General features: G+C 60.1%; 12 protein-coding genes and 1 pseudogene. 2 read left to right on the plus strand and 11 right to left on the minus strand.

Annotation, left to right across the window (positions count from 1 at the left end):
* Positions 1 to 55: 55 nt before the first annotated feature.
* From NMA58_RS09710 to NMA58_RS09735, 6 genes and pseudogenes are all read right to left on the minus strand, one after another.
* A complete protein-coding gene (locus NMA58_RS09710; RefSeq protein ID WP_430959931.1) occupies positions 56 to 2314 on the minus strand; it encodes a bifunctional diguanylate cyclase/phosphodiesterase in 2259 nt (752 codons plus the stop codon).
* 231 nt (positions 2315 to 2545) lie between these two features.
* Positions 2546 to 3140, minus strand: a pseudogene (locus NMA58_RS09715) (IS30 family transposase); the annotation flags it as partial.
* 188 nt (positions 3141 to 3328) lie between these two features.
* A complete protein-coding gene (locus tag NMA58_RS09720; RefSeq protein ID WP_221128313.1) occupies positions 3329 to 3862 on the minus strand; it encodes a GNAT family N-acetyltransferase in 534 nt (177 codons plus the stop codon).
* A gap of 90 nt (positions 3863 to 3952) precedes the next feature.
* A complete protein-coding gene (locus tag NMA58_RS09725; RefSeq protein WP_434713156.1) occupies positions 3953 to 6106 on the minus strand; it encodes a mechanosensitive ion channel family protein in 2154 nt (717 codons plus the stop codon).
* A 324-nt stretch (positions 6107 to 6430) separates the two neighbouring features.
* The gene (locus tag NMA58_RS09730) at positions 6431 to 6802 is read right to left on the minus strand and encodes a hypothetical protein (protein WP_085778199.1); all 372 of its coding nucleotides are present in this window, start codon (positions 6800 to 6802) and stop codon (positions 6431 to 6433) included.
* A gap of 63 nt (positions 6803 to 6865) precedes the next feature.
* On the minus strand, positions 6866 to 7531 hold the full coding sequence (locus NMA58_RS09735) for a hypothetical protein (RefSeq protein WP_434713157.1): 666 nt from the start codon (positions 7529 to 7531) through the stop codon (positions 6866 to 6868).
* A gap of 256 nt (positions 7532 to 7787) precedes the next feature.
* On the opposite strand from NMA58_RS09735, the gene NMA58_RS09740 reads away from it, so the two are divergent.
* The gene (locus NMA58_RS09740; protein ID WP_020921320.1) at positions 7788 to 8396 is read left to right on the plus strand and encodes a TerC family protein; all 609 of its coding nucleotides are present in this window, start codon (positions 7788 to 7790) and stop codon (positions 8394 to 8396) included.
* Positions 8397 to 8463: 67 nt separating this feature from the next.
* On the opposite strand, the gene NMA58_RS09745 is transcribed toward NMA58_RS09740, so the two are convergent.
* Genes NMA58_RS09745 through metG form a run of 3 tightly spaced genes read right to left on the minus strand, consistent with a single transcriptional unit; the run spans position 8464 to position 11623 of the window.
* Positions 8464 to 9282: an MBL fold metallo-hydrolase gene (locus tag NMA58_RS09745; protein WP_085778201.1), complete on the minus strand. Its 819-nt coding sequence runs from the start codon at positions 9280 to 9282 to the stop codon at positions 8464 to 8466.
* Positions 9283 to 9285: 3 nt separating this feature from the next.
* Complete coding sequence (locus NMA58_RS09750; protein WP_097599356.1) at positions 9286 to 10068, minus strand: TatD family hydrolase; 783 nt, start codon at positions 10066 to 10068, stop codon at positions 9286 to 9288.
* 4 nt (positions 10069 to 10072) lie between these two features.
* Positions 10073 to 11623, minus strand: a complete 1551-nt coding sequence (gene metG / locus NMA58_RS09755; protein ID WP_097599355.1) for a methionine--tRNA ligase — start codon at positions 11621 to 11623, stop codon at positions 10073 to 10075.
* A gap of 231 nt (positions 11624 to 11854) precedes the next feature.
* Between metG and NMA58_RS09760 the strand changes: the two genes are divergently transcribed.
* Positions 11855 to 12643, plus strand: coding sequence for a sulfite exporter TauE/SafE family protein (locus NMA58_RS09760; protein ID WP_183706673.1), 789 nt, complete (start codon positions 11855 to 11857; stop codon positions 12641 to 12643).
* Between the two features lie 27 nt (positions 12644 to 12670).
* Here the strand turns inward: NMA58_RS09760 and NMA58_RS09765 are convergent, their stop codons facing one another.
* Positions 12671 to 13693, minus strand: a complete 1023-nt coding sequence (locus NMA58_RS09765) for a DNA polymerase III subunit delta' (protein WP_434713160.1) — start codon at positions 13691 to 13693, stop codon at positions 12671 to 12673.
* A complete protein-coding gene (tmk, locus tag NMA58_RS09770) occupies positions 13686 to 14366 on the minus strand; it encodes a dTMP kinase (protein ID WP_430960844.1) in 681 nt (226 codons plus the stop codon). The genes NMA58_RS09765 and tmk overlap by 8 nt, the downstream gene beginning before the upstream one ends.
* Between the last annotated feature and the right edge of the window lie 38 nt (positions 14367 to 14404).

Genomic DNA, 14404 nt, shown 5'->3' on the forward strand with positions numbered 1-14404 from the left:
GATAAGAATGAACCTGCTTACGAAGACCCGCAAGCACAAACAGCCGACGGCCAACCTAGCGGCCTGCCTTTGCGGTTCCTCTATGCGGCTGACGGCAAAATTCGATCAGCTGCTCCGAGGTCATTGGCCGCGCCAGTGCGTAACCTTGCAGCAGATGGCAGCCGAGATCTTTCAGGATCTTCGCGTGCTCCATTGTCTCCACGCCTTCGGCAACGATGTCGATGTTCTGTGATCGGCCGATTTCGATGATCGAGGAGACCAGACGGCGTTGAGAAGGAGAGGCGAGGATCGGCTTGACAATCTCTCGATCGATCTTGAGCCTTCGGGGTTCAAATCGAAGCAAGCTGACGATACTGGCATGTTCAGTGCCGAAATCGTCGATTTCGATTTCTATGCCGAGCGCCTTGATGGCTGGAATCACCTCATTGAGAGCAGGCTGAAGCTCATCGAAGGAGATTGTTTCAAGCAGCTCGAAACACAGGCGGCCCCTCACTACGGGAAGGGCCGAAAGCTCGGCAAGCAGATTTGCCTGCGCCAGTCGGCGCGCGGATATATTGACCGAGACCCGGGGGATTTGCAGTCCCAAGCCGTCCCATCTCGTCAGCTCGAAGAGTGCCTTTTGCAGGATCAGTCTATCCATGTCGCCGCTACGCCCGAGCCGTTCCGCAGCATCAAGAAACTCGGTGGGGCCGAGCAGACCTCTTCGCGGATGATCCCAGCGGGCGAGGGCTTCGACGCCTGCGACCGCCAATGTGGTTGCGTCGAACTGCGGCTGGAAGAACGCGACGAACTCGTCGCGTTCGAGCGCTTGGTTGAATTCATCCGCCAGTTCTTTCGAATGGACTGCGGCGCTTCGAAGCTCTTCGGTGAAGATAGCGGCGCGACCGCGACCCGCCTTCTTCGCCTCGTAGAGCGCCAGATCGGCATTCAGGAGCAACTGGCCGAGGTCCTGCCGAGAAGGTTCAGCCTCCCAGGCGACCCCGACGCTTGCTCCGACCACATAGGCTGCTCCATCGATAAAAATGTTGCGCTGAAGCGCGTCGACAATCTGCTTGGCCAATTCGGTTGCTTTAGGCTCAGGATTGGCGCTCCAGCTGGCGAAAATGAACTCGTCTCCACCGATGCGAGCCGCGACGTCGTTCGGACCGGCCAAATCGGCGAGCCGCAAAGCCGTGGCCTGGAGGACGATGTCACCGCCGGCATGGCCCTTCGTGTCGTTGATCTCTTTAAACCGGTCAAGGTCGATATGGATGAGGATCAGGCAATCGTGCGGAGCCGGCCGCGGCGGCTGCGAGATCATCTGGTCGACGAATCGTCGATTGGGAAGTCCCGTCAGTGCGTCGTGCAGTGACAGGTATTCCAGGCGCTGCCGCGCGCGAACGAGCTTCTTCTTGTGCAGGCGAAGTTTTTCGATGGTTCTTTGGCGCGATCTGGTCAGAAAGCCGACCCAGACGATGGGGGCAACGACACAGAAGGCCAATAAACTTGCATAGAACTCGAAGGCGCCGATCCCGTTATTTTGGCCCCATCCATGCTTCGGACGCGCGGCGAGGGTCCATCGGCCGTAGGTCATATCCACGTTCGCGACGACCGGCTTTCTTTGAAAGGTCTCCAGGTCGCCGAGAAACACTTGTTTGGGCGATTCCGGCTCCGGTTCGGTGCTGATGGCAATCTCAAGATCGGTCGAACGAAGACCGCTATCTCCATAAAGCTTTGGAATATCTATGATTCCGGAAAGAAGGCCCCAAAATATCTGGCTATTTCCGTCGGTGATATAGACAGGACACCTGACCACGAAAGCCATTCCGCCTTGGACAAGCTCCACCGGGCCAGTCAAGACGATGTTGTGGGTGTTGCGCGCCAGCATCGCGGCAGCCCGTTGCTTCTCGTTCTTCCGGTAGTCGAGCCCGATGGCTCTTTCATTTCCTTTTTCCGGATAGACCCAACTGACCACCATGTCAGGCGCTGCGGCGAAGCTTCGCAATTGTGAATCAGGCTGCAGGATCCGTGCTGCAAGTTTCGAAAATCCGTTCTGACCCATTGCGGGATCGACGGAGATACCCGCCGCCAGCCCTTGTAACAGTTTCACATTGCTATTCAGATTCGTCTGCAGCCGAGATGATATCGTGGCAAGCTCACCGGCGACAATCGAACGTTCATCGGCGAGAGCGCGCTCCAGCCGCCAATTCGTTGCCACCCAGACGACGATGGCCGCGATAATGGCCGCAAATACCGCTGGCGCGAAGGCGCTTACATGGCCGGTTAGGCAGCCCGCGCGGCTGCGCGCTATCTCTGGGTTTTTTCGAAACTTCATCAGCTCGCCGGTGTGGTGGTAAGAGCGTATCCTTGCACAGTTTCTTTAAGGCAACGCTAAACCGACCAATACGGTTCGAATATCGTCCGTCCGGATGCATGGATACCTAGATTTTTGCAGGGCACACACCGCGCATCGCAATCAGTCCCATCCGCAATCTCCCAGCTCATCAAAACCCGGGGAGAGTGACACTCTTACTTTGCAGAAACAGGACACTTTAACTTTGCGGTGTGAGGTCACGTTAGCCTTGCCGAACTTCTTGCGAAACTGAATGAGATCGCACTCCCAATGGCCGAACTGCTTGCGCTCGGCGACAGTTGTCAGGACGGTGAAGGATGTTGAGTTCCGGGCTGAAGCGGCGACCGTGACGCCGGCGGGCATGCCGCGGTCTGCGTCTCGCACGACGCTCCGGCAGGTGCCGCCACAGTTTGATGGCCTGACCGTCTGCGGAATAGGCGAACTTGTAGATCGTCTCATAACTGACGCAGATTGGATGGCGCTCCAGCCGCATGCTGCCGGCGATTTGCTGTGGCGACCAGCCATGGATGATCCGTTCGATCACGGATTGGCGCACATGGGAAAACCGGGCGAGCTTGCGCAGCTTGGCTCGGCGCTCACGCGCCATCTCGTGGGCAGTCACGCAATAGTAGCCGTTCAGATCCGGCATCTGCCGGTCTTCAAAAGCATTCCGCTTGAGCTCGCGGAAAATCGTCGAGCGATGCCGGCCGAGCTTCTCGGCAATGACGGTGGCGCTCAGGCCGGCCGCTCGCCAGCGAGCGACCCTGCGACGTTCATCCATGTCGATCTGGGAGTAGGTGCGTCTCATCAGCCATTCCTTGCGAGTGATAACCCATTGGCATCTATCGCAAGTCGCACTTCATCCTTGAACCCACCCGGCTACATTTTAGTGTCGCATAAGGTAGATTATGGAACAGGAGAGCGGTTTTCCGACTGTTGCTTTTGGCCCCGAACCGTCTCTCCGCAATGGTCAGCGGGATTTATCGCCGAACGAGATTATCGGACAAAAGGCAGACATGCCTGGTTCGATCGGTCGAATGAAAGTAGCAGACTTTCCACTCCTCCCTCGATGACGTCTCGATACGGCAGAAACCCTGCGGACAGCGAACCCCGAATAGCTATTTGGTTCTCTTTAGCGTGACAAATGAAACATTTGCAGTCGTGGGGAAAAAGTGAAGGAACCACGTTCAGCACATATGAGCGAAGCATAGTTTTCCCCAAGCCCCTCCCTATGAACTGCTCATCACCGATAAATAAGTCGACCGCTACGCCGTCGTGCTCGCCCATCTCAGACGCGAAGTCGGGATAGTCGCGAAGCAAATAGCACTGCAATGTTCCGAAAGGCTCACCATTATAACAAGCTATATGGCAATGGGTAGGATGGCTTGGGCTCAGGCGCTCAGAATACTTCCTCTGGACTTCCTCGATCGTTATCGGCGTCTTCTGGTAGTGAGCACGCATATGAGGTTTATTTAGCCACTCACACAATATCGGAAAATCTGTTTCTGTCAGTGACCTGAAATCAATCATCCGGCTTACCTCTAGGTCGATTGCTCAACAGGTTGGATTCGCACATCGCCCACGGGCATTCCAAACAAGGGGTGGAAGCCTTGCGGTTTGCTAATCCTCAATCGGCAAGACTGGTTTTGTTGGTCTCTGGAGCTCCGACGCGGCGGCTGATGACGCTGCATCGGCCGTTCCGCCGGAGACATGCACCGTCGGTGTTGCAAACTGAATGCCCTTTTCGGCGAAGGTCTTCTTCAGCATGGCAAGCGCCTTTCTGCGGACGCCAAATTGTTCGCCCGGTTTGGCCATGAATTTCAGCCTGATCTGCACGCCATAATCCGCCATCTGCTCGATGCCCTGCATTTTCAAGGGCTCGATGATATTGGGCCCCAGCTCGGCATCTTCCAGAAGCTCGACGCCAATGCGCTTGATGGTCTTGCGGACCTCCTCGAGGTCGCTGTCATAGTTCAGCGTAAGCGTGATGATGTCGATGACCCAGTCGCGGCTCAGATTTTGCACCGCGCCAAGTTCGCCGAATGGAACGATGGTGACAGGACCGCGGTGGTGTCGCAAGCGGATCGATCGCAGCGAAAATCCTTCGACCGTACCCTTGTATTTTGCCGCCTGTATATATTCTCCGATGCGAAAGGCATCGTCGAACAGATAAAAGACCCCGGAGATAATGTCCTTGACTAGCGTTTGCGCACCGAAGCCGACGGCGATGCCGACGACACCAGCGCCAGCAAGCAGCGGCCCGATCTGAATGCCGACAGCATCCAGAATCATAAGGAAACCGACGGCGCCGATCGCGAGGAACAGCACATTGCGAAGAATGGGAAGAAGCGTATTCAACCGCTGACGGCGGCGCGCCTCCGGCCCCTCCTGATGGCCTGCATTCACGCTCCGCGACGCCACTTCCATCTGCGTGTCGATCAGAGTGCTGACGAGCTTCCAGATGACGTCGGTCACCAGCAATACGATCACGATCCGGATTCCCGCCCGGATCAGACGTGTGGTCACCGTCTCGGCTGCGGCAAGATCACCGAGATTGACATCCCACGCGCGGGCAATGAGCAGCGCGGCAACCACGATAAGACCGTTGCGCAACGTCTGCATGATAACGACCGACCATCCCAAGACGGTCGGATCGTCCACTGAACGCTCATCCTGCGAATTGATGATGATGCGCCGAGTGATATCGCGCGCTACCGATACCGTCAGCGGCAGAAGCGCAATGACGATCACCGTCCAGAATGCAGCACGCAGTCCCGACACCCATAACAGCCATGAGAGAATAATGCTTGCGCTGAAGCCGACGCTGATCAGCCGGTTCACCGGCGGCCCGTCGGAACGGAACTGCCGCAGCCAAATCATCGCGATCAGCGCGATCGAGACGACCGCGAGCCATGCCGCGGTAAAAAGATCGACCAATATGGCCGGAGCCGCGATCGTTCGTATCACTTCGATGGTGGCCCAGCCGGCTGCCAACAGAGCGACCGTTGCAAGGAGCCAGTAGTACCAGAACCACGCAAGCGACGTCACAAGGGTCACAAGCCGCATATGCGGCAGGCGGGCGCCCGGCGCGATCACGATGCGGCCCACCAGCACGCCGAGGCGCACCATGAGCGCAGCTGACAGCAGAATGAGCGCAACGTCGCGAAACACAGCGGGCCATGGAAACAGGATAAAGGCGCCGAGGCTTCCGATGAGGTAGCCGATCAATGCGAGAAGCCCCATCGACAGCCGCCCGGCGTGCAGTTTGATCCGCTGCCGGACCGTGTCGGCAGGTGCGGTCAGTATAAAATGAAGAAGCCCTCGCCCCGACCACCAGGCGATGCGCTGCGCCAGAAAACCGCCTGCTACGAAAAGTGTGACCGCCAGGATTAGACTGACAGGGTCGATACGATTGTCTGTCTGGAAGAGCCGGATCGCCGCCTGGATCTGTCCCGGAAGGGTTGGAACTGCGTTGACGAGCGAGAGCAAGCGCTGGCGCAAATCCTGCAGTGACGTCGCGATCGACGGCGGTGCTGGCGCTGGTGAGACGGCGACTGGCCGCGTGGGCTCCTGATTGCCGGGAACGATCCGATCGACCAGAGCGCGACCGGAATCGTCATTCGGCAATTCGATGATGACGCGGATCGGCGCCGAGGATTCGGATGACTCAGCCGAGGAAGCAGGATTGACGCCGATTGGCAGCAGTGTGGAAAACAGGATCGTCAGGACTGTGAATATTTTCCGCAAGGAATGGCGGTCGTCATTGCTGCGCATGTGATCATGGTCCCCGGAACGGTGCCGCTTGTGCTGTAGAGGATTGGCACTTTGTGAAGCGTCACGCCATCAACGTCAATCGAGGAACCTGTCTGGCCGAGGCAGGCTGATCGTTGCCCAGCTGCGATCATCGTTGTCTCGGCGCGCATCATCGGGGCGCCTCCCCGTCCTGCAGACCCCCTGCGGCACAGTGCCGGCTACGGTTGGTAATGTCAGAAATGAATTTGGCGCAACTGCGAAGTGCGGCCCGCAGTCAGATCGCGGGCAGCACATTGGGCTCTCCCCCGAATTGTCAGAGGACCGGGCGTATCAGATGTCAGCCCTTCACCACCGTCTCGTCTCAGAGAGGTGGCCGGCCAGCAAAGCGCCGAACGGAAGGCTGCGAACGATTCTGGCGGCGATGAAAGCCGCGCCCGTGGCCAAGGCGAGCTTTGCCCAGGGATAGTTCCCGAGCTGGACATGGGCGCTTGCGTCTATCAGGTTCGCCTGGGCTTTCAGCGCCGATTCCGCATCCTCGCGCAGGATGCCGATCCGGGCGCGCAACAGCCTTACTTCGTGCTGTAGGAGGTCGAGATCGTGGTCGGCCTTCTCGCGCGCAGTCGCGGTGGCGGCGTCGGCAAACGGCGGCTCACCTTCCGCGACCAGCTCATCGGGATCCGGCGGAAGGAAACCGTCGCGATTGATGGAGGATTGCATGGACGTCTCCTTCGAATATCAGCTAGAGCGACCGTAGCCGGCTCTCATGCGAGGCACTGGACATCAGTGATCGCGCCGGAATCCCTGACTCTGGTTCGATCCGCCTTGCGTCTGTGTCTGCGTTTGCCGATCTGCACCGGTCGATGGCGAGCTGCCTCCGGGATAGGTGTAAGCGCGCACCTTGGCGCTTCCATGCGTGGTGTCGCGTATCGCGACCGGTCGCGTTTCATCTTCGAACGCGCTCTCGGACACAGCCAGGTCATCCGCAGCTTTGCCGCCATGGGCCGAGCCGGCAAAACCGGTATTCGACCCACCTTGACGGCCGCTTTCCGACAACCAGAGATCTGCCCGCTCATCGATGTCGATGCTGCCTTCGTCGTCGAGAATATCGTGAACTGTCTCATAGAGCGCGTCGTCGATATCGTTGACCTGAACGAGGAAGCCGCCTCGCCGCAGCCCTTCTGCGTACATCGCGCGATCTTCATCCGGGAAGAAGAAGTCGGCCAGCGCGTCGAAGAAGCCGCTGCGGTCGTCACTTATGGCGCCGGCATTCTTTCCGTCCGCTTCGTAGCCCGGCATCAATCTTATTCTTGCGACCGGCACGCCCGCGTCCTCGAGACGGGAGATCGCAGATTCGGCTTCGGACCGGCTGTCGAAAAATGCCGTAAGGCTGCCGCCGCCCATCGGGCCTGAAGAGCTGGGGTTGGTATCGTGGTGAATGTTGCTCACGGAACGCTCCTCTCGATGTCTCTTTCCAGACGTCGACCCGACGCCTGCTTTCTGACTTGAAGAACCGGCAGCCGAGATGAATGTTCCACGGCAGTGGGACGGATCGGCGGCATTTCACGGCAGTTCCATAACGTTGCCGCCTGTCCTTTTTCAGATACACCAGGCAGTGAATCGCACCGTCTGTTGCAGCCTTCGGCGGTTGACGTCAAACCATCGAGACGCTAGCACGGCTTTCGACGCATTGGGGACATTTCATATGGACATCTTTACGGCAGCCGGTCTGACGGCTTTGCTGCAGGTCATTGCTATCGACCTTGTTCTCGCCGGCGACAACGCCGTGGTTATCGGTCTTGCCGCTGCCGGCCTCGAGGCCACACAACGGCGCAAGGCGATCATCGTCGGCATTCTTGCCGCAACGGTCCTGCGTATTCTCTTCGCCAGTGTTGCCGTCTATCTGCTGGCAATCGTCGGCCTGCTGCTGGCCGGCGGCCTGCTGCTGCTTTGGGTCTGCTGGAAGATGTGGCGCGAGCTTCGCGACGGCCATAACGAGGATCGCGTAGCGGAAAGCGGCGAAGGCGCGCCGAAAAAGACCTTCTTCCAGGCGGCAACCCAGATCGTCATTGCCGACGTTTCGATGTCGCTCGACAACGTGCTCGCTGTTGCCGGCGCTGCGCGCGAACATCCGAGCGTCCTGGTCATCGGCCTCGGTCTGTCAATCGCGCTGATGGGTATCGCCGCGAACCTGATCGCCCGTCTGCTCGGCCGCCATCGCTGGATCGCTTATATCGGTCTGCTGATCATCCTCTACGTCTCGCTCGACATGATCTATCGCGGCGCGGTCGAGGTTCTTCCCTATATGCAGTGACCTGCGCCAGGGTCGGGGCTCAGTCCCCGATCCTGCTGTACGCGTGTAAGCATGCTGCATCGCCGGGTTAAGCGAGAAACTCCGTCTCGAAGCTCATCTGATCGAACGCCGGGACCACGTGGTCCGGCGTCTGCGCCATCACTGCGTCATAATCCAGCGGCGTATGCATGTGGGTGAGTATCGCCCTTTTCGGCTTCAGCCGGCCGATCCAGTCGAGCGACTGTTCCAGCGACAGATGGCTCGGATGATAGGTGTATTGCAGGGCGTCGATGATCAGCACGTCGAGATTTTTCAGCTTTTCGACGGTCTGCGGCGGGAAATCGCTGATATCGCTGCAATAGGCTACATCACCGATGCGGAAGCCGAGCGAATTGATATCGCCATGCTGCTGGATATGCGGAAAAAAATCGATCTTGCCGCCGGGGCCGCGGATTTCGACGGGTTCGTCAAGATTTTCGATGACGACAGGCAGCACGATCGGCGGATAATTGCTGCCCGGCGGCGTCTCCAGGCAATAGCCAAAGGCTTCACGCAGCCTGTCCATCGTAAATTGGTCAGCGTAGATCGGCACTCGCCGGCGGGTATTGTGAAAATAGCCGCGCAGATCGTCGATGCCGTGAATATGATCAGCATGCGGATGGCTGTAGAGCACCGCATCGACATGGTCGGCCCCTGCCCGGATCATCTGCTCGCGAAAATCGGGTCCGGTGTCGATGACGACGGTCGTCACGCCGCCATCGGGAGCGAATTGCTGCACCATGAACGAGGCGCGCGTGCGCCGATTCCTTGGGTTGTCGGGATTGCAGGCGCCCCAGTCGCCGGTGATACGCGGCACGCCCGGTGACGACGAACAGCCGAGAATGGTGAAGCGCCGCCGATAGAGCACCTGCTAAATCCTTGGCATTTTCGAGAACAGGCGAAACGCGTTCTCCGTCGTGATCCTTGCGACGTCCGCATAGGAAAGGCCAATCGTCTCGGCGAGCACTTCGGCCGTATTGACGACATAGGACGGCTCATTGCGCTTGCCGCGCCAGCGCTTCGGAGCGAGATAGGGCGCGTCCGTTTCCACCAACAGCCGTTCATGCGGGATCGTCTTGGCGATCTCACGCAGCTCTTCCGATTTCGGGAAGGTCAGAATGCCGGAAAAAGAGATGTAGCCGCCGAGTTCGACACCGGTCCGCGCCAGATCCGGCCCTGCCGAGAAGCAATGCAGGATAAACGGGAAGGCTCCCTTCCCCGTTTCCTCGGTCAGGATATCAGCCATATCGGCATCGGCGCTGCGGCTGTGGATGACGAGCGGAAGCTGCGTTTCCCGAGCGGCGGCAATATGGCGCCGAAATCCGGTCTGCTGATCCTCTGGTGTCTGCGTGTCGTAGAAATAATCGAGGCCCGCCTCGCCGATCGCCACCACTTTCTCATGCGCCTTCGCTAGGCGCACCAGCTCTTCGGTCTGGATGTCCAGCTCGTCGCCGGCATTGTTCGGATGGGTGCCGACGGAGCAGAACACCGACGGATATTTCTCCGTGATGGCGAGCAGCCCGTCGAGCTTGCGCACGCGCGTCGAGATCGTCACCATCTGCTTGACGCCGGCTTGGTGGGCGCGCGTGACGATCTCGTCGCGCTCCGCCTCGAAGTCGGCAAAATCGAGATGGCAATGGGTATCGATCAGCACGGCCTCAGGCCTCCGGAGCCACATAGCGCGGGAAGACCGGTGTCGGCGCTTCGAGCACCGTCCCGGCAACGAGGCGGCCAACTTCGCCAAGCGCGGCAAAATCGCGCTTGTCGGCAGGCGCGGCGACAAGATCGAGCAGCTTGCCCGACGATTCCGGCATGAAGGGCTGTAGCAGGATGGCGATCTGGCGCACCACCTCGGCCGTGACATAAAGGACCGTGCCCATCCGCGCCGGATCCGTCTTCTTCAGCGCCCAGGGCGCCTGGCCGGCAAAATAGCGGTCGGCCTCCGAAACGACTGCAATGATCGAGGCGAGCGCGCGATGAATGAGCTGCTTGCTCATGTCCTCGCGCGTCGATGCATGCAGCGCATCGGTCTGGGCAAGCATCGCCTTGTCCTCGTCGGTCAGCGGCCCGCATTCCGGGATCTTGCCGTCGCAATTCTTGACGATCATCGACAGCGACCGGCTGGCGAGATTGCCGATGCCGTTGGCGAGGTCGGAATTGATGCGCGTGCCGATCGCCTCTTCGCTATAGCTGCCGTCCTGACCGAAGGAGACTTCGCGCAGGAAGAAGTAGCGCACCTGGTCGAGCCCGAAATGATTCACCAGATTGACCGGATCGACGACGTTGCCGAGCGACTTCGACATCTTCTCGCCCTTGTTGAGCAGAAAGCCGTGGGCGAAAACGCGCTTCGGCAGCGGCAGCTTCGCAGACATCAGGAAAGCCGGCCAATAGACGGCGTGGAAGCGAATGATGTCCTTGCCGATGATGTGCACATCCGCCGGCCAGTACTTCGCCCTCGGGCCATTCTTGTCCTCGATATAGCCCGTCGCCGTGATGTAGTTGGTCAGCGCGTCGACCCAGACATACATGACATGGGAAGGGTCGTTCGGCACTTTGATGCCCCAGTCGAAGGTCGTGCGCGACACCGACAGGTCCTTGAGGCCGGATTTGACGAAGGAGATCACCTCATTGCGGCGCTCGGCCGGGCCGATGAAATCGGGATTGGCCTCGTAATGGGCCAGCAGCTTCTCCTGGTATTCGGAGAGCTTGAAAAAATAGCTCGCCTCCTCCACCCACTCGACGGGCGTGCCCTGGGGGCCGTAACGCACGCCGTCGGCGCGCAGCTCCGTCTCGTTTTCCTGGTAATAGGCCTCGTCGCGCACCGAGTACCAGCCGGCATAGCTGTCCTTGTAGATGTCGCCATTGTCGGCCATCAGCGTCCAGATATTCCTGGATGTCTCGTGATGACGCTCCTGCGTGGTCCGGATGAAGTCATCGTTCGAAGCGTTGAGCAGCTTGGCCATCGCCTGGAACTCGCCGGAGTTGCGGTCGGCGAGCGCCTGCGGCGGGATCCCTTCGGCGCGCGCCGTCTGCTGCATCTTCTGGCCGTGTTCGTCGGTGCCCGTCAGAAAGAAGACGTCCTTGCCATCCAGGCGCTGATACCGAGCCATCGCATCCGTCGCGATCAGCTCATAGGCATGGCCGATATGCGGCTTGCCGTTGGGATAGGAAATCGCGGTGGTGATATAGAAGGATGTCTTGTCTGTCATGGCGGCCAAGGTCCGGCTTATTTATCAATGGTCAGCCGCTCTTAGCGCATGTCACCGTCGAGCGAAACATCAAGTTTCGCTGCCGCCCATGAATTCCAGGACACGGGGTCGTGAGCTTGACTCCGTCTCGCACGCAATTTACCGGTCGTCAGAAAGAGAGGCGGGACCCAACGACGTGCCAGTTTTCACCCACCACAATCCCCGTGGCCGGGCGCCGTTGGAGGCGCTTGCTTGACATTCGAGCCTCTCTATTCGATTTCGGGACTGTTTGTCGGCGCCCTTGTCGGCATTACCGGCGTAGGCGGCGGTTCGCTGATGACACCCCTGCTGGTGCTGCTCTTCGGCGTCCATCCGGCAACTGCCGTCGGCACCGATCTTCTCTATGCTGCGATCACCAAGACAGCGGGCACCGCTGTTCACGGCGTGCATGGGCGCGTCAACTGGAAGATCGTCGGCAGCCTCGCCGCCGGCAGCGTCCCGGCCGCCTTGCTGATGCTCTGGTTGCTGGCAGGTGTCGATCGAAAGAGCATCGGCGTGACCAACACCATTACATCAGCCCTCGGTTGGCTTCTCGTCATGACCGCGATCATGCTGATCTTTCGCGGCCCGATACTTCAATTGGCGCGCCGCGCCATCGGCGAACGCGTGCCGCCGCGAGCGACGACCATTCTTGCCCTCACCGTCATTCTCGGATTCTGTCTCGGCGTGCTTGTCACCTTGACCTCTGTTGGCGCCGGTGCGCTTGGGGTGACGATCCTGCTCGTGCTCTATCCGAGGCTCGATGTGCGCGAAATCGTCGGCTCCGACATCGTCCACGCCGTACCCCTGACCCTGATCGGCGGCACCGGCTATTGGCTGATCGGCGAGATCGATTGGGCGATGCTCTTTGCCCTGCTCGTCGGCTCGATTCCCGGTATTATTCTGGGAAGCCTTCTGGCGCCGAAGCTGCACGAGCGCATCATTCGCATTGTCCTGGCCGTCACCCTTGCGCTCGTCGCGTGGAAGCTGCTGGCCGGCTGATCCGCCCAACCTTGGCTGAAACCTTGGCTAGAGTCTGGGCTGCTTGATGTCGGCGAGAATACTGATGATCGTCTGCTTGCGGTCGAGATTATAGGCGTCGGAAACGGTAAGCCGCTCGATAACCTCCGAGTAGAGCCGCGCCAGCCGTTCGGCCGCGGCGATCTGCCCATCGCCTGCCGCCGCGCGAGCGCGGCTCATGATGTCGTCGCCGACGTGGCTGACGAAAAAATCGAAAATCGTATCGCTTTCCTTGCCCGAAAGCGCCTCCGCCAGCCGGTGCATCGCCTTGCGGGCGGATGGTCCCTCGGCGGAAAGCACCTCGTCATAACCGGCGATGATTTCGCTGCCGCCATAGTTCAAAAGTTTCAAGGCTTCGCCGACGCTGCCCTTGGCCGCCGAAAGCACGCTGCCCTCGCCTGCTATGCCGAGATGGGCAAGGGCCGCCACGAGTGCCTCGTCGGGAAGCGGCGCCAGTTTCAGCGGCAGGCAGCGTGAGCGGATCGTCGGCAGCAGCCGGCCCGGCGCGTGCGAAAGCACCAGGAACAGCGCCCGCTTCGGCGGCTCCTCGAGGATCTTCAGAATGGCGTTGGCCGCATTGCGGTTCATGTCGTCGGCCGGATCGATGATGACGATTCGCCAGTTGCCGGTGCCCGAGGTCTGCGAGAAGAACTTGCCGGCGCGGCGCACCTCGTCGACGGTGATCGCCGATTTCACCCTGCCCGTCTTTTCGTCCACCGGCCGGGCGAGATGCAGGAGATTATGCGAGGCGCCGGAGGCGATCTGCCGGCTAACGGCCGAGGCAGGATCCGGATCGCCGATCTTCGCCGGCGCCGCATCTGGATCGGGATGCGAGAGGACGTGGTTGGCGAAGCGGAAGGCGAGCGTCGCCTTGCCGATGCCCTCCGGCCCTTCGATCAGGACGGCGTGGTGGCCCTTGCCGGATCGGTAGGACTGGGCAAGGAAGGATTCCGCCTCCTCATGGCCAAACAGCCTGGTATTTTCGGCGGGCCAGATAGCGCCGTCCAGCAGTCCCGGCCGATCTTCACTCATAATGGGCGGCTTCCGGCATCCGCGCGCGATCTGCGGGTGACATCAGCCGCTTGACGATCGCCAGGATTTCGGCGGCGATCGCCTCTTCCGTCTGCATGGCATCGACCACGTGGCAGCGCGCCGGCTCGCGGGCGGCGATATCGAGAAAGGCCTCGCGCCGCTTTTCGTGCGTTTCGAGCCGCTCCTTCTCGAAGCGATCCGGACCGTCCGAAGCGCTGCGCTTCTGCGCCCGCTCCAGGCCGACCTTTGCGGGAATATCCAATATCAAGGTGCAATCCGGCATGACGCCGTTGATGGCGACGCGCTGCAGTGTCTCGATGAAATCGGGCTCAAGATTGCCGGTGATGCCCTGGTAGACACGGGAAGAATCCATGAAACGGTCGCAGAGCACGATCTTGCCGGCGGCAAGGGCTGGCCGGATCACCTCTTCGACATGGTCGTTGCGCGCCGCCGCAAAGAGGATAGCCTCCATCCGCGTCCCGAAGGCCTCGGCAGCGCCCGACAACAGCACATGGCGCACGGCCTCCGCGCCCGGCGATCCGCCCGGTTCCCGCGTCACCAGCACCTCGTGACCTTCGCCCTTCAGCGCCTCGGCGAGGCGGCGGATCTGCGTGGATTTTCCCGCGCCTTCCCCGCCTTCAAATGTAACGAACAGTCCCGTACCGGATGACAATGACAGATTCCCGCATTCCGGACGCCGCACGCACGCGC

This window comes from Rhizobium sp. YTUHZ045 (assembly GCF_051124255.1).
In the GTDB taxonomy this organism is placed as follows: Bacteria; Pseudomonadota; Alphaproteobacteria; order Rhizobiales; family Rhizobiaceae; genus Rhizobium.

Bases quoted from the DNA above. Each gene is read 5' to 3' on its own strand.
- NMA58_RS09710 (WP_430959931.1), bottom strand. From the start codon at position 2,314: ATGAAGTTTCGAAAAAACCCAGAGATAGCGCGCAGCCGCGCGGGCTGC.
- NMA58_RS09720 (WP_221128313.1), bottom strand. From the start codon at position 3,862: ATGATTGATTTCAGGTCACTGACAGAAACAGATTTTCCGATATTGTGT.
- NMA58_RS09725 (WP_434713156.1), bottom strand. From the start codon at position 6,106: ATGCGCAGCAATGACGACCGCCATTCCTTGCGGAAAATATTCACAGTC.
- NMA58_RS09730 (WP_085778199.1), bottom strand. From the start codon at position 6,802: ATGCAATCCTCCATCAATCGCGACGGTTTCCTTCCGCCGGATCCCGAT.
- NMA58_RS09740 (WP_020921320.1), top strand. From the start codon at position 7,788: ATGGACATCTTTACGGCAGCCGGTCTGACGGCTTTGCTGCAGGTCATT.
- metG (WP_097599355.1), bottom strand. From the start codon at position 11,623: ATGACAGACAAGACATCCTTCTATATCACCACCGCGATTTCCTATCCC.
- NMA58_RS09765 (WP_434713160.1), bottom strand. From the start codon at position 13,693: ATGAGTGAAGATCGGCCGGGACTGCTGGACGGCGCTATCTGGCCCGCC.